Source organism: Plantactinospora sp. B5E13, assembly GCF_039871775.1.
Lineage (GTDB): Bacteria > Actinomycetota > Actinomycetes > Mycobacteriales > Micromonosporaceae > Plantactinospora.
In genome coordinates this window covers 138,774-156,276 of the sequence record NZ_JBDPLT010000001.1, presented here as the reverse complement: position 1 = coordinate 156,276, position 17,503 = coordinate 138,774, and the positions used below count along the sequence as shown (strand labels likewise).

Annotated in this window: 19 protein-coding genes; 11 read left to right on the top strand and 8 right to left on the bottom strand. The window is 72.1% G+C overall.

The features are described 5' to 3' along the window. Positions 1-147: 147 nt before the first annotated feature. Both ABGB05_RS00720 and ABGB05_RS00715 read left to right on the top strand, forming a co-directional pair. Positions 148-450, top strand: a complete 303-nt coding sequence (locus tag ABGB05_RS00720; RefSeq protein WP_347651342.1) for a helix-turn-helix domain-containing protein — start codon at positions 148-150, stop codon at positions 448-450. A 65-nt stretch (positions 451-515) separates the two neighbouring features. Then, on the top strand, positions 516-3,980 hold the full coding sequence (locus ABGB05_RS00715) for a phosphodiester glycosidase family protein (protein WP_347651104.1): 3,465 nt from the start codon (positions 516-518) through the stop codon (positions 3,978-3,980). A gap of 60 nt (positions 3,981-4,040) precedes the next feature. On the opposite strand, the gene ABGB05_RS00710 is transcribed toward ABGB05_RS00715, so the two are convergent. The 4 genes from ABGB05_RS00710 to ABGB05_RS00695 all read right to left on the bottom strand — a co-directional run bounded on the left by ABGB05_RS00710 (position 4,041) and on the right by ABGB05_RS00695 (position 6,717). Further along, the gene (locus tag ABGB05_RS00710) at positions 4,041-4,283 is read right to left on the bottom strand and encodes a hypothetical protein (protein WP_347651103.1); all 243 of its coding nucleotides are present in this window, start codon (positions 4,281-4,283) and stop codon (positions 4,041-4,043) included. Positions 4,284-4,354: 71 nt separating this feature from the next. Beyond that, positions 4,355-4,561 carry a ribbon-helix-helix domain-containing protein gene (locus ABGB05_RS00705; protein ID WP_347651102.1) on the bottom strand — a complete coding sequence of 69 codons (207 nt, stop codon included), beginning with the start codon at positions 4,559-4,561 and terminating at the stop codon, positions 4,355-4,357. Positions 4,562-4,657: 96 nt separating this feature from the next. Continuing rightward, positions 4,658-5,557, bottom strand: a complete 900-nt coding sequence (locus ABGB05_RS00700; RefSeq protein ID WP_347651101.1) for an AAA family ATPase — start codon at positions 5,555-5,557, stop codon at positions 4,658-4,660. Between the two features lie 56 nt (positions 5,558-5,613). Beyond that, a complete protein-coding gene (locus ABGB05_RS00695) occupies positions 5,614-6,717 on the bottom strand; it encodes an RNA ligase (RefSeq protein WP_347651100.1) in 1,104 nt (367 codons plus the stop codon). 232 nt (positions 6,718-6,949) lie between these two features. Between ABGB05_RS00695 and rpmE the strand changes: the two genes are divergently transcribed. Beyond that, a complete protein-coding gene (rpmE, locus tag ABGB05_RS00690) occupies positions 6,950-7,174 on the top strand; it encodes a 50S ribosomal protein L31 (RefSeq protein WP_120780597.1) in 225 nt (74 codons plus the stop codon). A gap of 97 nt (positions 7,175-7,271) precedes the next feature. Continuing rightward, positions 7,272-8,366 carry a peptide chain release factor 1 gene (gene prfA, locus ABGB05_RS00685; RefSeq protein ID WP_347651099.1) on the top strand — a complete coding sequence of 365 codons (1,095 nt, stop codon included), beginning with the start codon at positions 7,272-7,274 and terminating at the stop codon, positions 8,364-8,366. Between the two features lie 111 nt (positions 8,367-8,477). On the opposite strand, the gene ABGB05_RS00680 is transcribed toward prfA, so the two are convergent. Further along, entirely contained in the window at positions 8,478-10,040 is a 1,563-nt protein-coding gene (locus ABGB05_RS00680; protein ID WP_347651098.1) for a GGDEF domain-containing protein, read from the bottom strand. Positions 10,041-10,231: 191 nt separating this feature from the next. On the opposite strand from ABGB05_RS00680, the gene prmC reads away from it, so the two are divergent. From prmC to ABGB05_RS00665, 3 genes are read left to right on the top strand one after another with little or no spacing between them, the layout of a single operon-like run. Continuing rightward, positions 10,232-11,308: a peptide chain release factor N(5)-glutamine methyltransferase gene (prmC, locus tag ABGB05_RS00675; protein ID WP_347651097.1), complete on the top strand. Its 1,077-nt coding sequence runs from the start codon at positions 10,232-10,234 to the stop codon at positions 11,306-11,308. Then, a complete protein-coding gene (locus tag ABGB05_RS00670) occupies positions 11,308-11,949 on the top strand; it encodes an L-threonylcarbamoyladenylate synthase (RefSeq protein WP_347651341.1) in 642 nt (213 codons plus the stop codon). The genes prmC and ABGB05_RS00670 overlap by 1 nt, the downstream gene beginning before the upstream one ends. Then, positions 11,949-12,581 carry a phosphotyrosine protein phosphatase gene (locus ABGB05_RS00665; RefSeq protein WP_347651096.1) on the top strand — a complete coding sequence of 211 codons (633 nt, stop codon included), beginning with the start codon at positions 11,949-11,951 and terminating at the stop codon, positions 12,579-12,581. The genes ABGB05_RS00670 and ABGB05_RS00665 overlap by 1 nt, the downstream gene beginning before the upstream one ends. A 62-nt stretch (positions 12,582-12,643) precedes the next feature. Here the strand turns inward: ABGB05_RS00665 and ABGB05_RS00660 are convergent, their stop codons facing one another. Then, positions 12,644-12,940 (bottom strand): hypothetical protein, encoded by a 297-nt coding sequence (locus ABGB05_RS00660; protein WP_347651095.1) that lies wholly within the window; start codon positions 12,938-12,940, stop codon positions 12,644-12,646. 298 nt (positions 12,941-13,238) lie between these two features. Between ABGB05_RS00660 and ABGB05_RS00655 the strand changes: the two genes are divergently transcribed. Both ABGB05_RS00655 and ABGB05_RS00650 read left to right on the top strand, forming a co-directional pair. Then, positions 13,239-13,703, top strand: a complete 465-nt coding sequence (locus tag ABGB05_RS00655) for a hypothetical protein (RefSeq protein ID WP_347651094.1) — start codon at positions 13,239-13,241, stop codon at positions 13,701-13,703. Further along, positions 13,700-14,047, top strand: a complete 348-nt coding sequence (locus ABGB05_RS00650; RefSeq protein ID WP_347651093.1) for a hypothetical protein — start codon at positions 13,700-13,702, stop codon at positions 14,045-14,047. Before ABGB05_RS00655 ends, ABGB05_RS00650 begins: the two co-directional genes overlap by 4 nt. 582 nt (positions 14,048-14,629) lie before the next feature. On the opposite strand, the gene ABGB05_RS00645 is transcribed toward ABGB05_RS00650, so the two are convergent. Beyond that, positions 14,630-14,983 (bottom strand): cyclic-phosphate processing receiver domain-containing protein, encoded by a 354-nt coding sequence (locus tag ABGB05_RS00645; protein ID WP_347651092.1) that lies wholly within the window; start codon positions 14,981-14,983, stop codon positions 14,630-14,632. Between the two features lie 475 nt (positions 14,984-15,458). Further along, the gene (locus ABGB05_RS00640; protein ID WP_347651091.1) at positions 15,459-15,623 is read right to left on the bottom strand and encodes a hypothetical protein; all 165 of its coding nucleotides are present in this window, start codon (positions 15,621-15,623) and stop codon (positions 15,459-15,461) included. 454 nt (positions 15,624-16,077) lie between these two features. Between ABGB05_RS00640 and ABGB05_RS00635 the strand changes: the two genes are divergently transcribed. Together ABGB05_RS00635 and ABGB05_RS00630 are read left to right on the top strand one after the other, a co-directional pair. Then, a complete protein-coding gene (locus tag ABGB05_RS00635; RefSeq protein WP_347651090.1) occupies positions 16,078-16,863 on the top strand; it encodes a helix-turn-helix transcriptional regulator in 786 nt (261 codons plus the stop codon). Beyond that, a complete protein-coding gene (locus tag ABGB05_RS00630; protein ID WP_347651089.1) occupies positions 16,854-17,042 on the top strand; it encodes a DUF397 domain-containing protein in 189 nt (62 codons plus the stop codon). Before ABGB05_RS00635 ends, ABGB05_RS00630 begins: the two co-directional genes overlap by 10 nt. Positions 17,043-17,503 lie beyond the last annotated feature (461 nt).

Genomic DNA, 17,503 nt, shown 5'->3' with positions numbered 1-17,503 from the left:
ACTCCCCGGAATCCTTGAACCGCTCAAGTACGCACTCTGAAGTGCGTGGTTACCCTGGGGTGCGTGAGCAGCCAGAAGAGGGTGGCCGTGGCGACGGTACGGAGGCCGGGTGGGCCGGGGGAGTACGTCTGCGGGATCGACGCGGCGATGGCGGTGGTCGGCGGGAAGTGGAAGGTGCTGATCCTCTGGGCGCTCGGCGAGCAGGCGTGCCGGTTCGGTGAGCTGCGCCGGCTGGTGCCCGGGGTCACCGAGAAGGTGCTCGCCTCCCACCTGCGGGAGCTGGAGGCGGACGGCATCGTGCACCGCGAGGTGTACGACGAGGTGCCGCCCCGGGTCGAGTACTCGCTGACCCCGCTCGGTGTCTCGCTGAACGGGGCGCTGGGGCCGCTCGGCGACTGGGGGCGGGCGCACGTGCTGGGGCGGAGCCCGGACACCGGCGGGCACCGATGAAGTTTTCCTTCAATTCTGCTGGCGGATATTGAAAGTTCTGTGCGTCGTCGGGTTGACTACCGGGCATGGTGAACCGCCGTCGATCCGCCGCCCTCGCCGGCCTCCTGCTGCTGCCACCGTCACTTGGCCTCGTCGCCCCGCAGCCGGCCGCCGCCACGGTCCGGGCCAACGCCGCTCCGATCTGGACCGCCGTCGCCGCACCGGCCCGGTCCGACACCGCGGTGGTTCCGCAGCGCACCGCCCCGGCTGTCGACGCGGGGATCACCACCGACGCGGGAATCACCACCGACACCCGGACCCGGCCGGTCGCGCCCGGGCTCCAGCTCACCTCGTACGACCGGATCGAGCCGAACGGGTGGATCCGGGCCGACGCGCTCACCGCCGACCTGGCCGGCGGGGTCACCGTCGACTACGTCAACTCCGGCGCGGTCACCCGGACCGAACCACTGCGCGGCCCGGTCGACCGGGCCGGCGCGGTCGCCGCGGTCAACGGCGACTTCTTCGACATCAACAACTCCGGCGCCGCCCAGGGCATCGGCATCCAGGGCGAAAAGCTCGTCCAGTCACCGGTCTCCGGCCACCACGAGGCGGTTGCGGTCACCGCCGACGGCGTCGGCCGGGTCGTCCAGGTCCACTTCGACGGCACCGCGACCCTGCCGACCGGACCGGTCACCCTCACCCAGTTCAACAACCTGGTCGCGGCCGACGGTATCGGCGTCTTCACCGCACTCTGGGGGTCGTACCCGCGCGACCGGGCGGTGGCGGGCGCGACCCGGGTCACCGAGGTCACCCTCACCGGCGGGCGGGTCGAGGCGGTGACCGGTGCCGCCGGCAGCGGACCGGTTCCCGCCGGCAGCACCGTCCTGCTCGGCCGGGACGCCGGCGCCGACGCCCTCGCCACCCTCCGCCCCGGCGACCCGGTCGACCTGCGGTACGCGCCGAAGACCTCCGACGGCAGCACCCCGTACGCCGCGATCGGCGGCAACCGGGTCCTGGTCCGCGACGGTGTGCCGCAGGAAATCGGTGACGTCAACCCGGAGCCCCGTACCGCGGTCGGCTTCTCCGCCGACGGCCGGACGATGTATCTGGTCACAGTGGACGGACGACAGGCCGACAGCCGGGGCGTGACCCTCACCGAACTCGGCCGGATGATGGCCGACCTCGGCGCCCACCACGCGCTCAACCTCGACGGTGGCGGCTCGTCCACCCTGCTCGCCCGGGAACCCGGCCAGTCGACGGTACGCGTCGAGAACAGCCCGTCGGACGGGACCGAGCGGGCCGTACCGAACGGGTTGGCGCTGTACGCCCCGGCCGGCAGCGGGCGGCTGCGGGCGTACTGGGTGAAAACCGTGCTGGACCCGGCGGCCGCACCCGGGACCGGGCCGGTCCCCGGCGGCCGTCCGGACCGGGTCTTCCCCGGACTGACCCGGCGGCTCACCGCGGCCGGCTACGACGAGACGTACGGGCCGGCGGCCGGAAAACCGACCTGGCGGACCAGCCCGGCGAGCCACGGCACCGTCGACCGCGACGGCCTCTTCCGGGCCGGCCGGCCCGGCCAGGTCACCGTCACCGCCGCCCGGGGCAGGGCCACCGGTGACCTCGACCTGACCGTGCTCGGGCCGCTGGACCGGATCGACGCCACCGCCGAGAAACTCGGCCTGGCCGGCGCCGACGCCACCGGCACCGTCGGCGTCGTCGGCTACGACGCCGAGGGGCGGAGCGCACCGGTCGAACCCGCCGACCTCCGGCTGGAGTACGACCCCGAACTGTTCGAGATCACTCCGACCCCGGGCGGACAGCTGTCGGTGCGGGCCAAGGTGGACAGCGGCGCCGGGCTGGTCACCGCCCGGGTCGGCGATGCCAGCACGGTGCTGCCGGTCACCGTCGGGCTCACCGACGTACCGGTGGCGATGTTCGACGACGCGGCGAGCTGGCGGTTCAGCGCCGCCCGGGCCACCGGCTCGGCCACCCCGGCGCCGGGCCACACCGGGACCGGCCTGAAACTGGCGTACGACTTCGGCCAGTCGACCGGCACCCGGGCCGCGTACGCCGACCCGCCGGCCTGGATCGAGGTGCCCGGCCAGCCGCAGGCGTTCGGGATGTGGATCCACAGCTCCGGCCACGGCGAGTGGCCGAGCCTGCACCTGCACGACGCACTCGACCAGCAGCACGTGCTCCGCGGCCCGTACCTCGACTGGACCGGCTGGCGGTACGTCGAACTGACGGTGCCGGCCGGCGTGGTGTACCCGGTCCGGATCCGTCGGTTCTACGTCGCGGAGACCGACGCGGCGACGGCGTACACCGGCGAGACGGTGATCGACGACATCGTGGCCCGGGTGCCGGTGGAGATCGACCCGCCGGTCGAGCCGCCCCGCACCGACCGGGTGGTGGTCACCGACGGCACCGTCGACCGGGCACCCTGGCGGTTCGCGGTCCTCTCCGACGCCCAGTTCGTCGCCGCCGACCCGGACAGCGACCTGGTCGCCCAGGCCCGCCGTACGCTGCGGGAGATCCGGGCGGCCCGGCCGGACTTCCTGGTGGTCAACGGGGACTTCGTGGACACCGCGTACCCGGCCGACTTCGCGCTGGCGAAACGGATCCTCGACGAGGAACTCGGCGGCGAGGTGCCCTACCACTACGTGCCGGGCAACCACGAGATCATGGGCGCGCCGATCGCCAACTTCCGGGCGGTCTTCGGCGACACCACCCGGGTCTTCGACCACCGTCCGGTACGCGGCGGCACCGCGACCCGGTTCGTCACCCTGGACACCTCCGCCGGCAGCCTGCGCGGCAGCGGATTCGGTCAGCTCCCGGCGTTGCGGGCGGCACTGGACGGTGCCGCCGCCGACCCCCGGATCGGCTCGGTGGTGGTACTGGAACACCATCCGCTGCGCGACCCGACCCCGGCCCAGGCGAGCCAGCTCGGCGACCGGAAGGAGGCGGCGCTGCTGGAACGCTGGCTTGCCGAGTTCCAGGAGCGGACCGGCAAGGGCACCCTTTTTGTCGGGTCGCACGTCGGCACCTTCGCCGCCGACCGGGTCGACGGGGTGCCGTACCTGATCAACGGCAACACCGGCAAGAACCCGTCGACCGCGCCGCACCTCGGCGGCTTCACCGGCTGGACGATGTTCGGGGTCGACCCGGTGAGCCCGGTTGAGGCGGCACAGGCCCGGCGGGACCCGGTCGCGGCCGGACCGCAGTGGGTGACCGCGCAGACCCGGGCACACGTCGACACGCTGGCGATCGCCGTACCGCCGAGCCTGCCGGTCGGGACGACCACGCCGGTGACCGCCACCCTCACCCAGCCGGCCGGTGGCCGGCAGGTGCCGGTGGCGGCCCCGGTCAGCGCCGACTGGACCGGCTCGGCGAACCTGCACGTCGGATCCCGGTCCGGGCTGCGACCCTGGCACGCCGCCTGGTTCGACCCGGCGACCGGCCGGCTGACCGGGCTGCGGTCGACCGGCACCGTCCGGCTCGCGGTCACCGTCAACGGCGTGCGGGCCGAGGGCACCGTCCGGCTCACCGGCTGAGGTGTCGGTTCGGACCCCGGTGCACGCCGGTCCGGCACGCCTCCGACCTGTGGGGTGCCGCTACAGGCCGAACAGGCGGCGCAGGCCGTGGTCGACCTTTGCGGCGAGTGTGGCCGCGATCCGCCCGTGACGGTGCCCGAACGCTGCCGGGTCGGCGAAACGAACGCGTGAAAGGTCGATGGTGCCGCCTCCGGCCAGATCACCAGGCAACGGCAGCAGGATTCCCGGAACGTCGCCGTCAGTGCGGTCGTGGATCAGGACGATCACGGGGTAGACGCGGCTGTACGCGGTCGCGCTGACCACCAGCACCCGGATGCGCCGACTGCCGAGGGCGTAGTCGTAGACATCGCCGCGAGCCGGTCCGCCGAACTGCCCTACCACTCGGCGTTGAACTCGGCGAACGCAGCAGCATCGTCGCCGGTCAACGAAGCGTGCCACGCGGCGGCTGCCGCGACAGCTCGGCGGTCCAGATATTCGCGGATCGCCTCCGCGACAACGGCGGACCGGTTGCCGCCGCCGACGGCCGTGTTGAGTTCGACGCCGAGATCGTCGTCCAACGTGATCGAAATGCTGACCGTCACGCCGCTGACACTATCACTGGTGCCTCTGTCAATGTTGGTGGCGACAATATCGATCTCCGGCTCGGCGGGTACGTCGCTGCCCCCGGGTGACGCGACTCAGAAGTCGCCCTCGGCGACCTGGAAGACGGTCAGGCCGAGGGCGCGCCACATCCTGACCACCTGCATCCGGTCGTCGAAGACCCCGACCACCCGGTAGCGGTCCCGGATCTCCCGGTCGAAGATCTCCCGTTTGACGACCGAGTCCCTGCGGGAGTCGCCGACCGCCCGCATGTGCAGGGCGAGGTACGGCACGCCGACGTGCTCGGCGAGCCAACGCTCGGTGGTGCTCCGGGCCGAGGCGTCCCGACCGGAGCAGAAGACGACGCCGTAGCCGGCGGCGTGCATCGCCCGTACCGCCGCGATCACGGCGGTGTTCGGCAGGTCCACGCCGACCCGGCTCATGTCGTACGGGCTGCGGTCGCCGAGCAGCGCGACGGTGCCGTCGATGTCGACCAGGACGATCTCCGGGGCGTCGCCGCTCGGCGGGGTGTAGACGGTGGCGGCGGCGCCCTGCTCGGCGGTCGGGACCGGCAACGGCAGGGTACGGCCGGCCAGGTAGCGCTCGTGCAGCCGACGGATCGCCTCCTCGCCGACCCGGTCCTGTTCGGGCCGTTCGGCGTCCCGGCGTACGCACTCCTCGACCGGCACGTCGGTGAAGTCGTGCACCTCGAACTCGGCCCCGAACCGGGCGGCGAGCTGCGCCCAGTCCCGCAGGGTGCGGGACCGCAGGTTGGTGTCGTCGACGCAGACGTCGACCCCGGCCCTCAGCAGCGCCTCGACCTGGGCCCGCTGCGCGACGGTCACCTGCCCCTCGGCCCACTGGGTGAAGAGCCGTTCGCCGTGCAGCATCCGGCGCAGGTCGTCCCGGTTCACCCGGACCACCGCCGGCTGCAGCTTCCGGGCGTAGGTGGTCTTGCCGGAGGCGGGCAGCCCACGGGTGGCGATCAGTCGGGTCATTCCTTCACTCACTCCTGGTCGGGGTTCGCGCTCGGCCGCCGTCGGCTGGCCGAGGGTCACTCCTGGTCGGGCTCGTGGCCGTGCGGCGTCCAGTCCGCCGACGGGCGTACCTGCTGCCAGAGCCGGGCACGGTAGTCCCGGCCGTCGAGGCGCAGGAACAGGTGGCCGGCGTCGGGGTGTCGGGCGGCGTGCGCGGCGAAGTCGCGTCGGGTCCAGCCGTCGGGCAGCCCGGCCACGATCTCACCGTACGCCTGCTCGATCTGCGCGGCGCGGGCCTCGACGGACGCGGTCAGCGCGGCCACGACGTCGCGGACCCAGGCGTGGAACTCGTCGGGCAGCGGCTCGACCAGGGCGGCGAGGTCGCCGTCGGTGACCAGCCGGTCCCAGACGGCGCGGGCGTTGAGTCCGAAGACCAGCCGGTGCAGCTGCAGGTACTCCGGATATTTGATCTTCACCCGGGTGTCGGTGTCCGGCCAGTGCACCACCAGCCCCTCCCGGCCGGGCCGGGGCGGCGCGGCGAGTGCCTCGGCCAGGGTCCGGTACGGCAGCCGTTCGACCACCGGTCCGGGCCAGTCGCCGACCGCCTCCGGTCCGTGGCTGCGGCCGGTCGCGATCTCCACCGTGCCGAGCAGCACCAGGTCGTCGAGGGCGCCGTAGTCGAGCACGATCCGGTTCGCCGGATAGACGATCTCGACGAGTACGGTCTGCCCGGGCGGCGGGGTGAAGTCCGGGTACCGGCCCTGGAGCACGGCGGTGGCGTGCCGGGCCTGGGCGGAGCCGAACGAGCCCCGGGTGGCGACGGCGTAGCCGTCACCGGCCGGGTAGACCACCCCGAGGCTGCCGTCCGCCTTGTCGGTGATCGCCGCCGCCGCGTCGAGCCGCAGCTCCGGCGCGCCCGGCTGGTCGTGGTTGAAGAACTTCCGGTACGGCCGCGCCACGACCGTCCCGGTCGGCTCGTCCACGATCAGCCCCCGGCAGACGAGTGTCTCCGGTGTCCAGTTGCCGGCGTAGACGCACGACTCGGTGTAGTTGTAGATCAGCAGCGGCAGTTCGGGGTGCCGCTGGACCCGGACGAACTTCTCGGCGATCGCCGCGTCGAGCGCGGTCGGGTCGAGAACGTCACGAAGCTGGACACCGGTCACGGCGGCGGGGCGGGTCACGGGGGTGTGCCTTCCGGCTGAGGGGGAATGCGGGAGGGGGGAGTGACGTTAACCGTCACGGATCAGCTGCGCCTCCCGATTTCGGGCCCGCCCGAACGGCATGGCAGACTGGTCAGTCGGCCACCGGTTCCGGTTCACGCCCGAGTCCGTCCCCGCCAGACACGCTTCTGAGCTGCGGGTACGGGTGTCGAGGGGCGACCCGGCGACCACTTGACGAAAGGACCACGGCGACATGAAGCCGAACATCCACCCCGAGTACGTCACCACCGAGGTCACCTGCTCGTGCGGTAACACGTTCACGACCCGCAGCACCGCCAAGGGCGGCGCGATCCACGTGGAGACCTGCAGCGCCTGCCACCCGTTCTACACGGGCAAGCAGCGTGTGCTGGACACCGCCGGCCGGGTCGCGAAGTTCCAGCAGAAGTACGCCAAGGTTCAGGCCAAGAAGGCCAAGTAGCTGCGTCGACGGCGCCCGTCTCCGGTACCGACCGGGGGCGGGCGCCGTGTCGTGCGCCACGGACCGGGCGGAGCAGTCGAGTAGAGGAGATGCGGGCATGAGTGCTGGTGGTGACCGGCTGGCCGGTCTCCTCGACGAGTACACCGAGCTGGAGCGGCGGCTAGCCGACCCGGGGCTGCACGCCGACCAGGCGACCGCCCGGCGGGTCGGCCGGCGTTTCGCCGAACTCGCCCCGGTCCACAAGGCCGCCGGTGATCTGGAGCAGGCCCGCGCCGACCTGACCGCCGCCCGGGAACTCGCCGCCGAGGATCCCGCGTTCGCGGCCGAGGCGGAGTCGATCGCCGAGACCCTGCCCGGGCTGGAGGCCCGGCTCGCCGAGCTGCTGATCCCGCGTGACCCGCACGACGCCAAGGACGTCATCGTGGAGATCAAGGCGGGGGAGGGCGGCGAGGAGTCGGCGCTCTTCGCCGGCGACCTGCTCCGGATGTACCTGCGGTACGCCGAGCGGCAGGGCTGGGTCACCGAGGTGATCGACGCCCAGGACTCCGACCTCGGCGGGGTGAAGGACGTCTCGCTGGCGGTCAAGACGAAGGGCGTACCGGAGGGCGGCAACGGCGTCTGGTCCCGGCTCAAGTGGGAGGGCGGGGTGCACCGGGTGCAGCGGGTTCCGGTGACCGAGTCCCAGGGGCGGATCCACACCAGCGCGGCCGGCGTCCTGGTGCTGCCGGAGGCCGAGGAGGTCGACGTCACCATCGACCCGAACGAGCTGCGGATCGACGTGTTCCGCTCGTCCGGCCCGGGCGGCCAGTCGGTGAACACCACCGACTCGGCGGTGCGGATCACCCACCTGCCGACCGGGATCGTGGTCTCCTGCCAGAACGAGAAGAGCCAGCTGCAAAACCGGGAACAGGCGATGCGGATCCTCCGGGCCCGGCTGCTCGCCAACGCCCAGGAGCAGGCCGACGCGGCGGCCTCGGACGCCCGCCGCTCCCAGGTCCGGACCGTCGACCGCTCGGAGCGGATCCGGACGTACAACTTCCCGCAGAACCGGATCACCGACCACCGGATCGGCTTCACCGCGTACAACCTGGACCTGGTGCTCGCCGGCGAGCTGGACGGCGTACTCGACGCGCTGGCCGAGGCGGACCGGGCGGCCCGACTGGCCGGCGAGACCGAACTCTCCCGTCGCTGATCCGACGCGCTTCAGCAGGCGGCGGCCCGTCTGGTAGGTGGCGGCCCGTCTGGTAGGTGGCGGCCCGTCTGGTAGGTGGCGGCCCGTCTGGTAGGTGGCGGCGCGGCGCGTTCAGCAGGCGGCGGCGCGGGCCTCCGCCTTGGCGCTGAGCATCCGCCGGTCGGCGACGTCGAACGCGGCGCTGAACGGGTCACGCGTGCCGACCCCGGCGGTCTGCACCTCGGCGAAACCGACACTCACCCCGACCGGTGTCCCGGGGACGATCGACTCCCAGTCCTCGGACCGGATCGCCGTACTGATCCGCCGGCCGACCTCGGCGGCCTCGGTCATCCCGGCGCCGGGCAGCACCACCACGAACTCGTCGCCGCCGTAGCGGGCCACGAAGTCGCCCCGGCGCATCACCCGGTTGATCACGCCGGCGACCCGTTGCAGCACCAGGTCGCCGGAGTGGTGCCCGTGCGCGGTGTTGACCGCCTTGAAGCCGTCCAGGTCGCAGACGCCGATGACGGCCCGCTCGCCCCGGCCCACCATGCCGGCCACGTACCGTTCGAGGCGGCGCCGGTTCGGCAGCCCGGTCAGCGGGTCGGTCAGCGCCTCGCCCTCGTACCGGGCGGCGGCCCGGCGCATCTCCTCGTGCTCGATCCGCGCTGCGATGCCGTCGACGTAGACGTCCCGGAGCCGGTCGTTGCGCCGGGTCGCCAGCCGGAAGGCGTACCGGTCGGCCCGGTGGGCGGCCGCGTGGTCGCCGGCCCGGGCGTGGGCCAGACTGCGGAGCCGGGCGTGTTCGGCCGAGCCGAGCGTCTCGGCGGAGACGTTGACCACGTCGAGCCGGGCCAGCGCCTGGGCCGACCGGCCGGCCGCGATCGCCAGGCAGGCCTCGCCGAGCTGCCGCATGTCCCGGGTACGCGCGCTGTCCCCGCCGTTGGCGAGCAGCCACGCCGGGTCGAGTTCCGGTCGGCTCGGCGGCTCGACCGGTGCGCCGAGGGCGGCCCGCCGGACCAGCGCGTAGCCGTACGCGGCCCGGCTGCTCGGCCGCAGCCGACCGGCGGTGCCGGAGCCGACGAACCGCTCCAGGTCGGCGCCGATGTCCCGGAGCACCCGCAGGCAGCCGTCGCTGTCGCCGTGGTGGTCGAGCGCGACGGCGTTGCGCAGCCGGATGCCGGGGGCGGCGAAGGTCTCCTCCGGGATGCCGGCGGCCAGACCCAGGGTGCGGGCCCGTTCGATCGCCCCGAGGGCGTAGCCGTGGAAACTCAGGTAGGAGTACGCCATCGCCAGGTCGTGCCAGCCCCAGGCGGTGTCCCGGTCCGGCTCGTCGACCGCGCTGAGCGCCCGGGCGCCCTGCACCAGGTGGCTGACGCAGCGGTCCAGCGCGCCCTGGTCGTGCGCGGCGAGCGCGGCGAGGGCGTGCAGGTGTCCGTGCAGGTACGGCTCGGTGACGTCCCGTACCGCGTCGAAGGCCCGTTCGACGGCGCTGGTGTACTCGGCGGTCCGGCCCAGGTTCAGGACCGCGGAGAGCCGCTGGACCAGCGCGTCGGCCCGGGCGTACGGATCGGTGGTGCTGCCGAGGACACGATCGAAGGCCACGCACGCCTCGGCGGAGCGACTGCTCTCCACCAGGGCACGGCCCTGCCGCAACGCCTCGGCCTGGTCGCCGACCCGGTCGAGCCAACCCACGCGGAACCTCCATCGGTCCAGCAGACCCGTCGGCCCGGCTGGACCCCGATGTCCAGGGGTGCCCGACCGGTCCGAGTAGCGGCGTCGGGACGGGGTGGCGCCACGGTCGTCCGGGAGCGGTACGCGGTGTTCCAGACGCGGAAACACACCCGGAACGAGATGATCCCCGGCCGACGTTTCATGATTATGTCGTGACCCACATTCCCCGGCATCCTCAGGAAGCGACGGATTGGACGCCGCCGTCCGTCGCGATCTCCGACGCGGCGTCCGCGCTGGCCGGTGCCGGGGTCGAGCCGGCCCGCGTCGAGGCCGAGCTGTTGGTCGGGTACGTCCTCGGCGTGTCGCGGGCCGCGCTGGTGCTGGCCGACCCGCTCTCCCCGGACCAGTCGCGGCGGCTGCGGGAGCTGGTGGCCCGACGGGTACGCCGGGAGCCGCTGCAGTACCTGCTCGGTACGGCGGCGTTCCGCTACCTGGAGCTGGCGGTCGGGCCGGGGGTCTTCGTGCCGCGTCCGGAGACCGAACTGCTCGCCGGGTGGGGGGTGGAGCAGGCTGCGGCTCTGCTTCCCTCGGACGGGCCTGGGGGGCGGGGCGGCCCGTCCCGCTCTGGGCGGTCAGGCTTGATCCCGTCGCGGGTCGGGCCGCCCCGCCCCGGGACGCCAGCATCCGGGGCGGCTGGGCCGGTGGTGGTTGATCTGTGCAGCGGGTCGGGGGCGGTCGCGCTCGCGGTCGCCCAGGAGGTGCCCGGGGCTCGGGTGATCGCGGTGGAACGGTCCCCGGCCGCGCTGACCTGGCTGAACCGCAACGCCGACGACCGGGCCCGGGCCGGTGACCCGCCGATCGGGGTGGTCGAGGGGGATGTCGCCGATCCGGAACTGCTGCCCGAGCTGACCGGCCGGGTGGACGTCCTGCTCTGCAATCCGCCGTACGTCCCGGACGGGACCGTGGTGGGGCCGGAGGTCGCCGGACACGACCCGGCCGAGGCGGTCTTCGGCGGCCCGGACGGGCTGGCGGTGATCCGGCAGGTGGTGGCCGCCGCCGCCCGGCTGCTGCGCCCAGGGGGCACGCTCGGCATCGAGCACGACGACACCCACGGCGCGGCGGTTCCGGCCCTGTTGTCCGCCGATGGCCGGTTCATCGACGTTGTTGATCATGTCGATCTGGTGGGTCGACCCCGGTACGTCACCGCACGGCGGGACGGAGCTGGTCCGGGACCGGACCGCACCCGTGACACGGTGGGCGGCGCGGCGTGGCAGACTGGCTCACCGTGATGCTCTACGACTGCCGGTCGGTGGCGGACCGGGACCGAGGCATCGCCGCGGCGATCGAGGCGGTCAAGAACGGCGAGCTGGTCGTGTTGCCGACCGACACGGTCTATGGAATCGGTGCGGACGCCTTCACTCCGTACGCGGTCAAGGCGTTGCTGAACGCCAAGGGCCGGGACCGGCAGCATCCGCCGCCGGTGCTGGTCGGCTCCCGGCGCACCCTCGACGGGCTGGTCTTCATGCTGCCGCCCGCCGCCCGGGAACTGGCCGACGCGTTCTGGCCGGGGGCGCTGACCATCGTGGTCGAGCACTCGCCGAGCCTGCAGTGGGACATCGGCGAGACGAACGGCACGGTCGCGGTCCGGATGCCGCTGCACCCGGTCGCCCTGGAGGTGCTCCGCGAGACCGGCCCGATGGCGGTCTCGTCGGCGAACAAGACCGGGCAGCCGCCGGCGGTCACCGCCGAGGAGGCGCGGGAGCAGCTCGGCTACTCGGTGCGGGCCTACCTGGAGGCCGGGCCGTGCCCGGACCCGGTGCCGAGCACCATCGTCGACGTGACCGGCGAGGTGCCGCGGATCCTCCGGCAGGGCGCGATCCCGCTGGAGAAGCTCCGGGACGTGGTGCCGGACATCGAGGGCGCGGACTGATGCCGCCGTTCACCGTCCTGCACGTCTGCATGGGCAACATCTGCCGCTCGCCGATGGCGGAGCGGCTGCTCGCCCTCGCCGTACGGGAGCGGCTGGCCCGGCGGGTCGGTGCCGGCGGCGGTACACCGGTCGACGCCACCCTGGCGGACCACCTGGTGCACAGCCACAGCGCCGGTACCGGCGGCTGGCACGCCGGTGAGGAGATGAACCCGCCGGCTGCCCGGCAGGTCCGGGCCCGGGGCGGCGACGTCGAGGACTTCGGCGCCCGCAAGCTCCGCTCCGAGCACATCGACGCGGCCGACCTGGTCCTCACCGCCACCGCCGACCAGCAGGAGTACGTGGTGGCGTTGCGCCCGGACGCGGCCGGCCGGACGTTCGTGCTGGGCGAGTTCGGCCGACTGCTGGCCGGGGTCGACGCCGGTACGCTGCCGCCGGCCGGGGACACCCCGGACGAGGTGTACGCCCGCGGCGTCGCCCTGGTCGAGGCGGTCAACGCCGCCCGCAGCCACGCCTCACCGCTGCCGGCCGACGATCTCGACGACCCGTGGGGTCGGGGCGAGCAGTGCTTCAGCCGGGTGGCGGACGAGATCGAGGAGACCGTCCAGCCGCTGGCCGCCGTACTCCTGCCCTGAGGCTCCGTACGCCGGGGGAGCTGCCGTCGGCGTCTGCGGGACCGTCGCCTTGCTGCCGCGTTCTAGCGTGACCGGATGACGGCATCCCGGGCGGCACCGCCGTCGGGCTGAGTCGTCCGTTGACGTTCCTGTTCGCGGTGGCGGCGGGAGTCGCGATCAGCAACCTGTACTGGGCGCAGCCGCTGCTCGGCCTCATCGCTGGCGACTTGCGCACCAACCACCGCGACGGCCGGCTGGCTGGTCACCGCCACCCAGGTCGGGTACGCCGCCGGATCCGCCGCCGCGGCCGTACTCTGGGCGGCGGGCGGCTCGACGGCGGTTACGAGCGCGGGAGCCGCGCTGTGCTGCGTCGCGCTCACCCTGTGGGCTCTGGGGCGTCGGGGTCCGCTGATCCCCTTCGCCGTGCGGACGGCGATCTGAGGACCGCTGTGTGGCCATGACGGACGAGCCGGGCTCAACGAGGACGGCCATGACTGGCCCACCTAACGATCTTGCTTGCGTTGAGTATGTGTCGGCTGCAGCCTTCGGCGTTGCCATCCGCACTACACGCATCTGCCGAGTGGAGTGCGTCTGATCATGCTGGCCCCCCGGCGTCGGGAACCGCTGGTTGCCGACGATCGAGTAGCTAGTCTGAACTACTTCAGATAAACTTGTCGCGTGGCAGTGCAGACCTTCCCATACAGCTCATTTCTCCGCGGACCCTCACAGGTCCTTCCGTCGCTGACTGACGCGGACGTCATCCTTGAACGCCGTGATGAGGAGAACCTGGTCCTCACCCGGATGGAGCGGTTCGAAGCCGTCGCGACCGGGCTTCGGATCGCGGCGCGGTCGCTGGCGATCCTCGCTCGACGCCACCGCGACCTCGCTGAGGAGGCTCTCGCTGAAGAACTGCCCTGGCTGTCCTGGCTGCCGGCCGAGGAGCGGCTCACCTGCGTCCGTGAACTCCTCGCGGATCTTGTCGCCGGGGCCGACACCGGCCTGCTGACGCCGTTCGCGCGAAACCTCGCTTCCTGGCGGTCCACCGCCGAAGCCTGGTCCGACCCGCGCCTGGCCCGCGAACTTCAAGGGCCCTTCGACGGCGACGGCCCCGTCATCGACCGCCCCGTCGAGGACGCCGCGTGACCGGACGGGGCGCCGAGATCCCACGACCGAAACCATGGACGGTCCGCGCCGCCGATCGTCAGGCATACCAGGGGTGGCAGCGCCTGCTGACCGTCATACCCGGCAACCTTGACCGGGCATGGGTCGCGTTGACCAGTGACCCCCGCCAGATCGATCAGCGCCAGCACCCGTTGAAAGGCGCGCTCGGGTTCGTCAAGGTCGGCGGGGCGACACTTGAGCAGTGGCAGTACGAGGTTACCGGAGGCGGTCGGATCTGGTACGCCATCAACGACGACACTCGGACCCTGTGGATCACCCGAGCCGGTACCGGTCACCCGAAGCAGACCGACACCCACCGACGTTGACGACATCGTTCTGGTCGGCCGCCGCATCCCCCGCCCACCAACGCGCTGCTATCGATAACCAGGTAGCCGGCCGAGTCCCGGACGCAAAGCCGCCATCGAAGCACTCATCGCCAAAGTCCAACTCGCCGACCAGGCGTTGGTCACCCGTCGCAGCGCCGCCAGACTGATCCGGATCCGCGAACAGCACCGGCGGCTGCGGCCCGATCACCCGACCGTCACTCGTGGATCATGAGGGCCAGGGCGGTGGCCCCCTGCTGCCGATCCTCCGCCAACATCGACGCTGTCCTCGGTTCTCGCACCACCACGATCGGCGTGCGACGCTTCGTCCCCGACATGCTCAGAACAACGAAGGCCCCGGCCGTACGGGAACGAGACCCGCCGCCGACGCCGCCAACCACACCAACTCGCAGGGCTTCCTCTCGGCGAGGATGCACTGTCATGCTTGATATGCGGGTAATCGTCGTTGGTCAGTTGGGCGGAGGCGTGGTCGTCGTTCAGCTGGGACGCCGGGCTGAGGGCGGTCGTCCGACAGCGGGGTCAAGCGCGTCGCGAACACGCTGGCCGAGGTGCGCGTCGGGAACGTCAAAGGTAACCGACGTCCGTCGAGGCGGACGCGACGTGCACCCGATAGCCCCAGTGCTGCAGAACCTGGACGACCTTTGTGGCACCGGCCGGGTTGGCGGAGTGGACGTGGATGACGCCGATGTCGAACCGGCGATCCTCGAAGGCTGCCCGTTCCAACACCTCCACGACCGGCCAGATCGTGTCGTCCCCACCCAGGTCGTGGTCCAGCCACAACTCGTCCAGCCGCCGATCCCGGTACTGGTCGAGGAGTTGGACCCCGGCCGCACTGGTACGGGCCACCTCCGCACGGCGGCCGTCCACGAAGCAACGGAGGTCGTCAACCAGGATGATCCTGGTCTCGCTGGCATCCATTCGGAGATGATGACTGGTTCCGTCGTGACTCGGCGTCCGGATTATTTGCCGGCCCCGGGGCGTGGCGCCGTTCCGTCACCCGACGAACCGCCTGCGCTCCCGGTCGGGTCCGTCATCCCCGTCCCGGGCGGGGGACGGGTCGGGTAGCCGGCGGCGATGCGGCGGGCGAGGGCGCCGACGATCAGGCGGCGTTCGGGTACCCAGCCGAGGAACCGGGCATGCAGGGCGGCCGGGTCCGGCCCCGGGTTCGGGTGAAGCTTGTAAAGATCCTCGGTCGCCTCGTAGAGACAGATCCCGAGGTAGACGGAAGAGCGCCAGCGGGTCGAGGCGGAACTGTGCCGGTAGCAGGGTCCTGGCCGTCCGGCACGGCCACTCGTCGTGGCAGGCGCGGCACGTCCACCGGGGGCGCTGCGGCACGTGTTCCCGGTCGGGGTCGTCGAGTCGCCTCAGGTTCCGCATCACGACCACACCCATCTCAGCGTGTGTTGCCGGCGGCGGTGCGGCTGTGGGCGCCGGCTCGGGCCTGTTGGGCCGGGGTGAGCCGGCCGGCCCGCCCGACCCGGTGGCCGAAGCCGGTCGGCCCGTCCCACGCCGGCCGCTGGTTGCGCCCGGAGATCACGGTCGGGACGTTCCACACCACTCGCTGATTGCGCGATCGTTTCGGTGTCGGATCGGGATTGAACGGCATTGGTACGACGGGTACCGCGTCCGGACATGCCCAGCGGAATCCGCACCAGCAGTACCGCCAGAGTCGGCGCCAGTCCCTCCGGTGTTCTTTCACAATGCGACCGCCTCTCGGAAGCTCCTGAATGTGTGGAGGCGGGGACCGCCGCGCCCGCCACCGGCGTCACCGGGGGGGTGGTGACGCTGGTACGGACCTTGCCGGTGGGCGGCCCCCGCCGACGGAGTACGACCCACGGGGAAACGCGAGGGGGACGATTCTCCCGGCGGGTTGGGCCTTGGCAACTCCGTCGATATCCACTCTGGATCCGTCTCGCCATCAACGGAACAATCTCGATGGGGGCAGGGAAGCCGTAGGCACGCCGAGGTAAATGACCATGAGGGCCGGAGTGATTTGGGGGATGTGAAGACCTATGTCTGCGAGTCAATATCTGATAAAGGAGCTTCGCTGGGCGCGGGAGACTCTCGGGCTGACCCAGGAGGCGTGGGGCGAGCGGATCCACTTCTCCGCCAAGCACGTCGGCGCGGTGGAGCGCGGTGAGCGGCCCGCACTGCTGGGCTATCTGACGGCGGTGGACCGCGCGTTCGGGACCGCGCTGATGGAGTTCTACCGGCTGTTCGTGACGGGAGAACACGTCCCGGTCTGGTACCGACCGTTTGTCGAGTACGAGGGTCGGGCGACCCTGCTCCGGGTCTATCACCCGCTGCTGGTCCCGGGGATCCTGCAGACCGAGGCGTACGCCCGGGCCGTCCTGACGGGATACCGCTTCCAACCGGACATCGTGGAGGGCATGCTGGCGACCCGGCTGGGCCGGCAGGAGATCCTGCGCCGCCGGCCCGACCCGTGCCAGTTGGTGGCGGTGCTGGACGAGGGGGTGTTGCACCGCCGGGTCGGCGACGCCGAGGTGATGCGTGACCAACTCAAGGCTCTGGTGGCAGCCTGCGAGCAGCCCAACGTGCGGGTGCAGGTGGTGCCGTTCGACGCCGGTGCCTATGTGGGGCTCGATGGCCCGCTGGCGATCGCGAGCGTGGACGGCCGGTCGGTCGGCTTCCTGGAGGGGTACCTGAAGGGCCGGGTGGTGGAGAGCCCGGACGCGGCTACGGATCTGGAAGGCGCCTGGGAGGCGATCCGGGACTACGCTCTGCCCAGTCACCAGAGCCTGGAAATGATCACGAGGGCGGCGGAGAGATGGACCTGAACACCACCCCGAACTGGCGCAAGTCGTCGCGTAGCGACAGTGGATCCTGCGTGGAGGTGGCGGACAACCTGGCCGGTGTGGTGCTGGTGCGGGACACCAAGGATCGGGACGGCGGGACGTTGAGCTTCGGCCCGGCCGCATGGCGGGCGTTCGTCAACCTGGCCAAGGCGCAGCGCTGACGTTGCCGGCCACCCGCCCCGGCCGTCTGTTGTCGTCCGGGGGGCCGACTCGGCGCATCGGGGCTCGGGGACGCATGGTAAGCGGTGAGCTGTCATGTACGGGGCGCCGCCGAGTCCCCGGACCCGATGATGATCTGAGCACTATGGCCCTTACCCGGGCGGGTTAGGGTCCGTAGCGCTCAGATCAACAACAGCGGAGCTGGCGTGGTGCTGATCCGGGACACCAGGGACCGGGATGGCGGGACCGACCCGCCACCATCTTGTCCGTCACCGGGCCAGTGAATCTCGGTACGCACCTGTGGCGTTCGCCCCCGGGCATGGTCGATGGCAACCGTCCACCACCAGCCGATGTGCCAGGTGATCCACCCGATCGTCGGGACGGGGATCGGGCCAGGTTCGACGTCCGCCCAGTCCGGTCCAGCCGCCGTCGGCGCCGGGACGCACGGCCCAGCAGTGCGGGG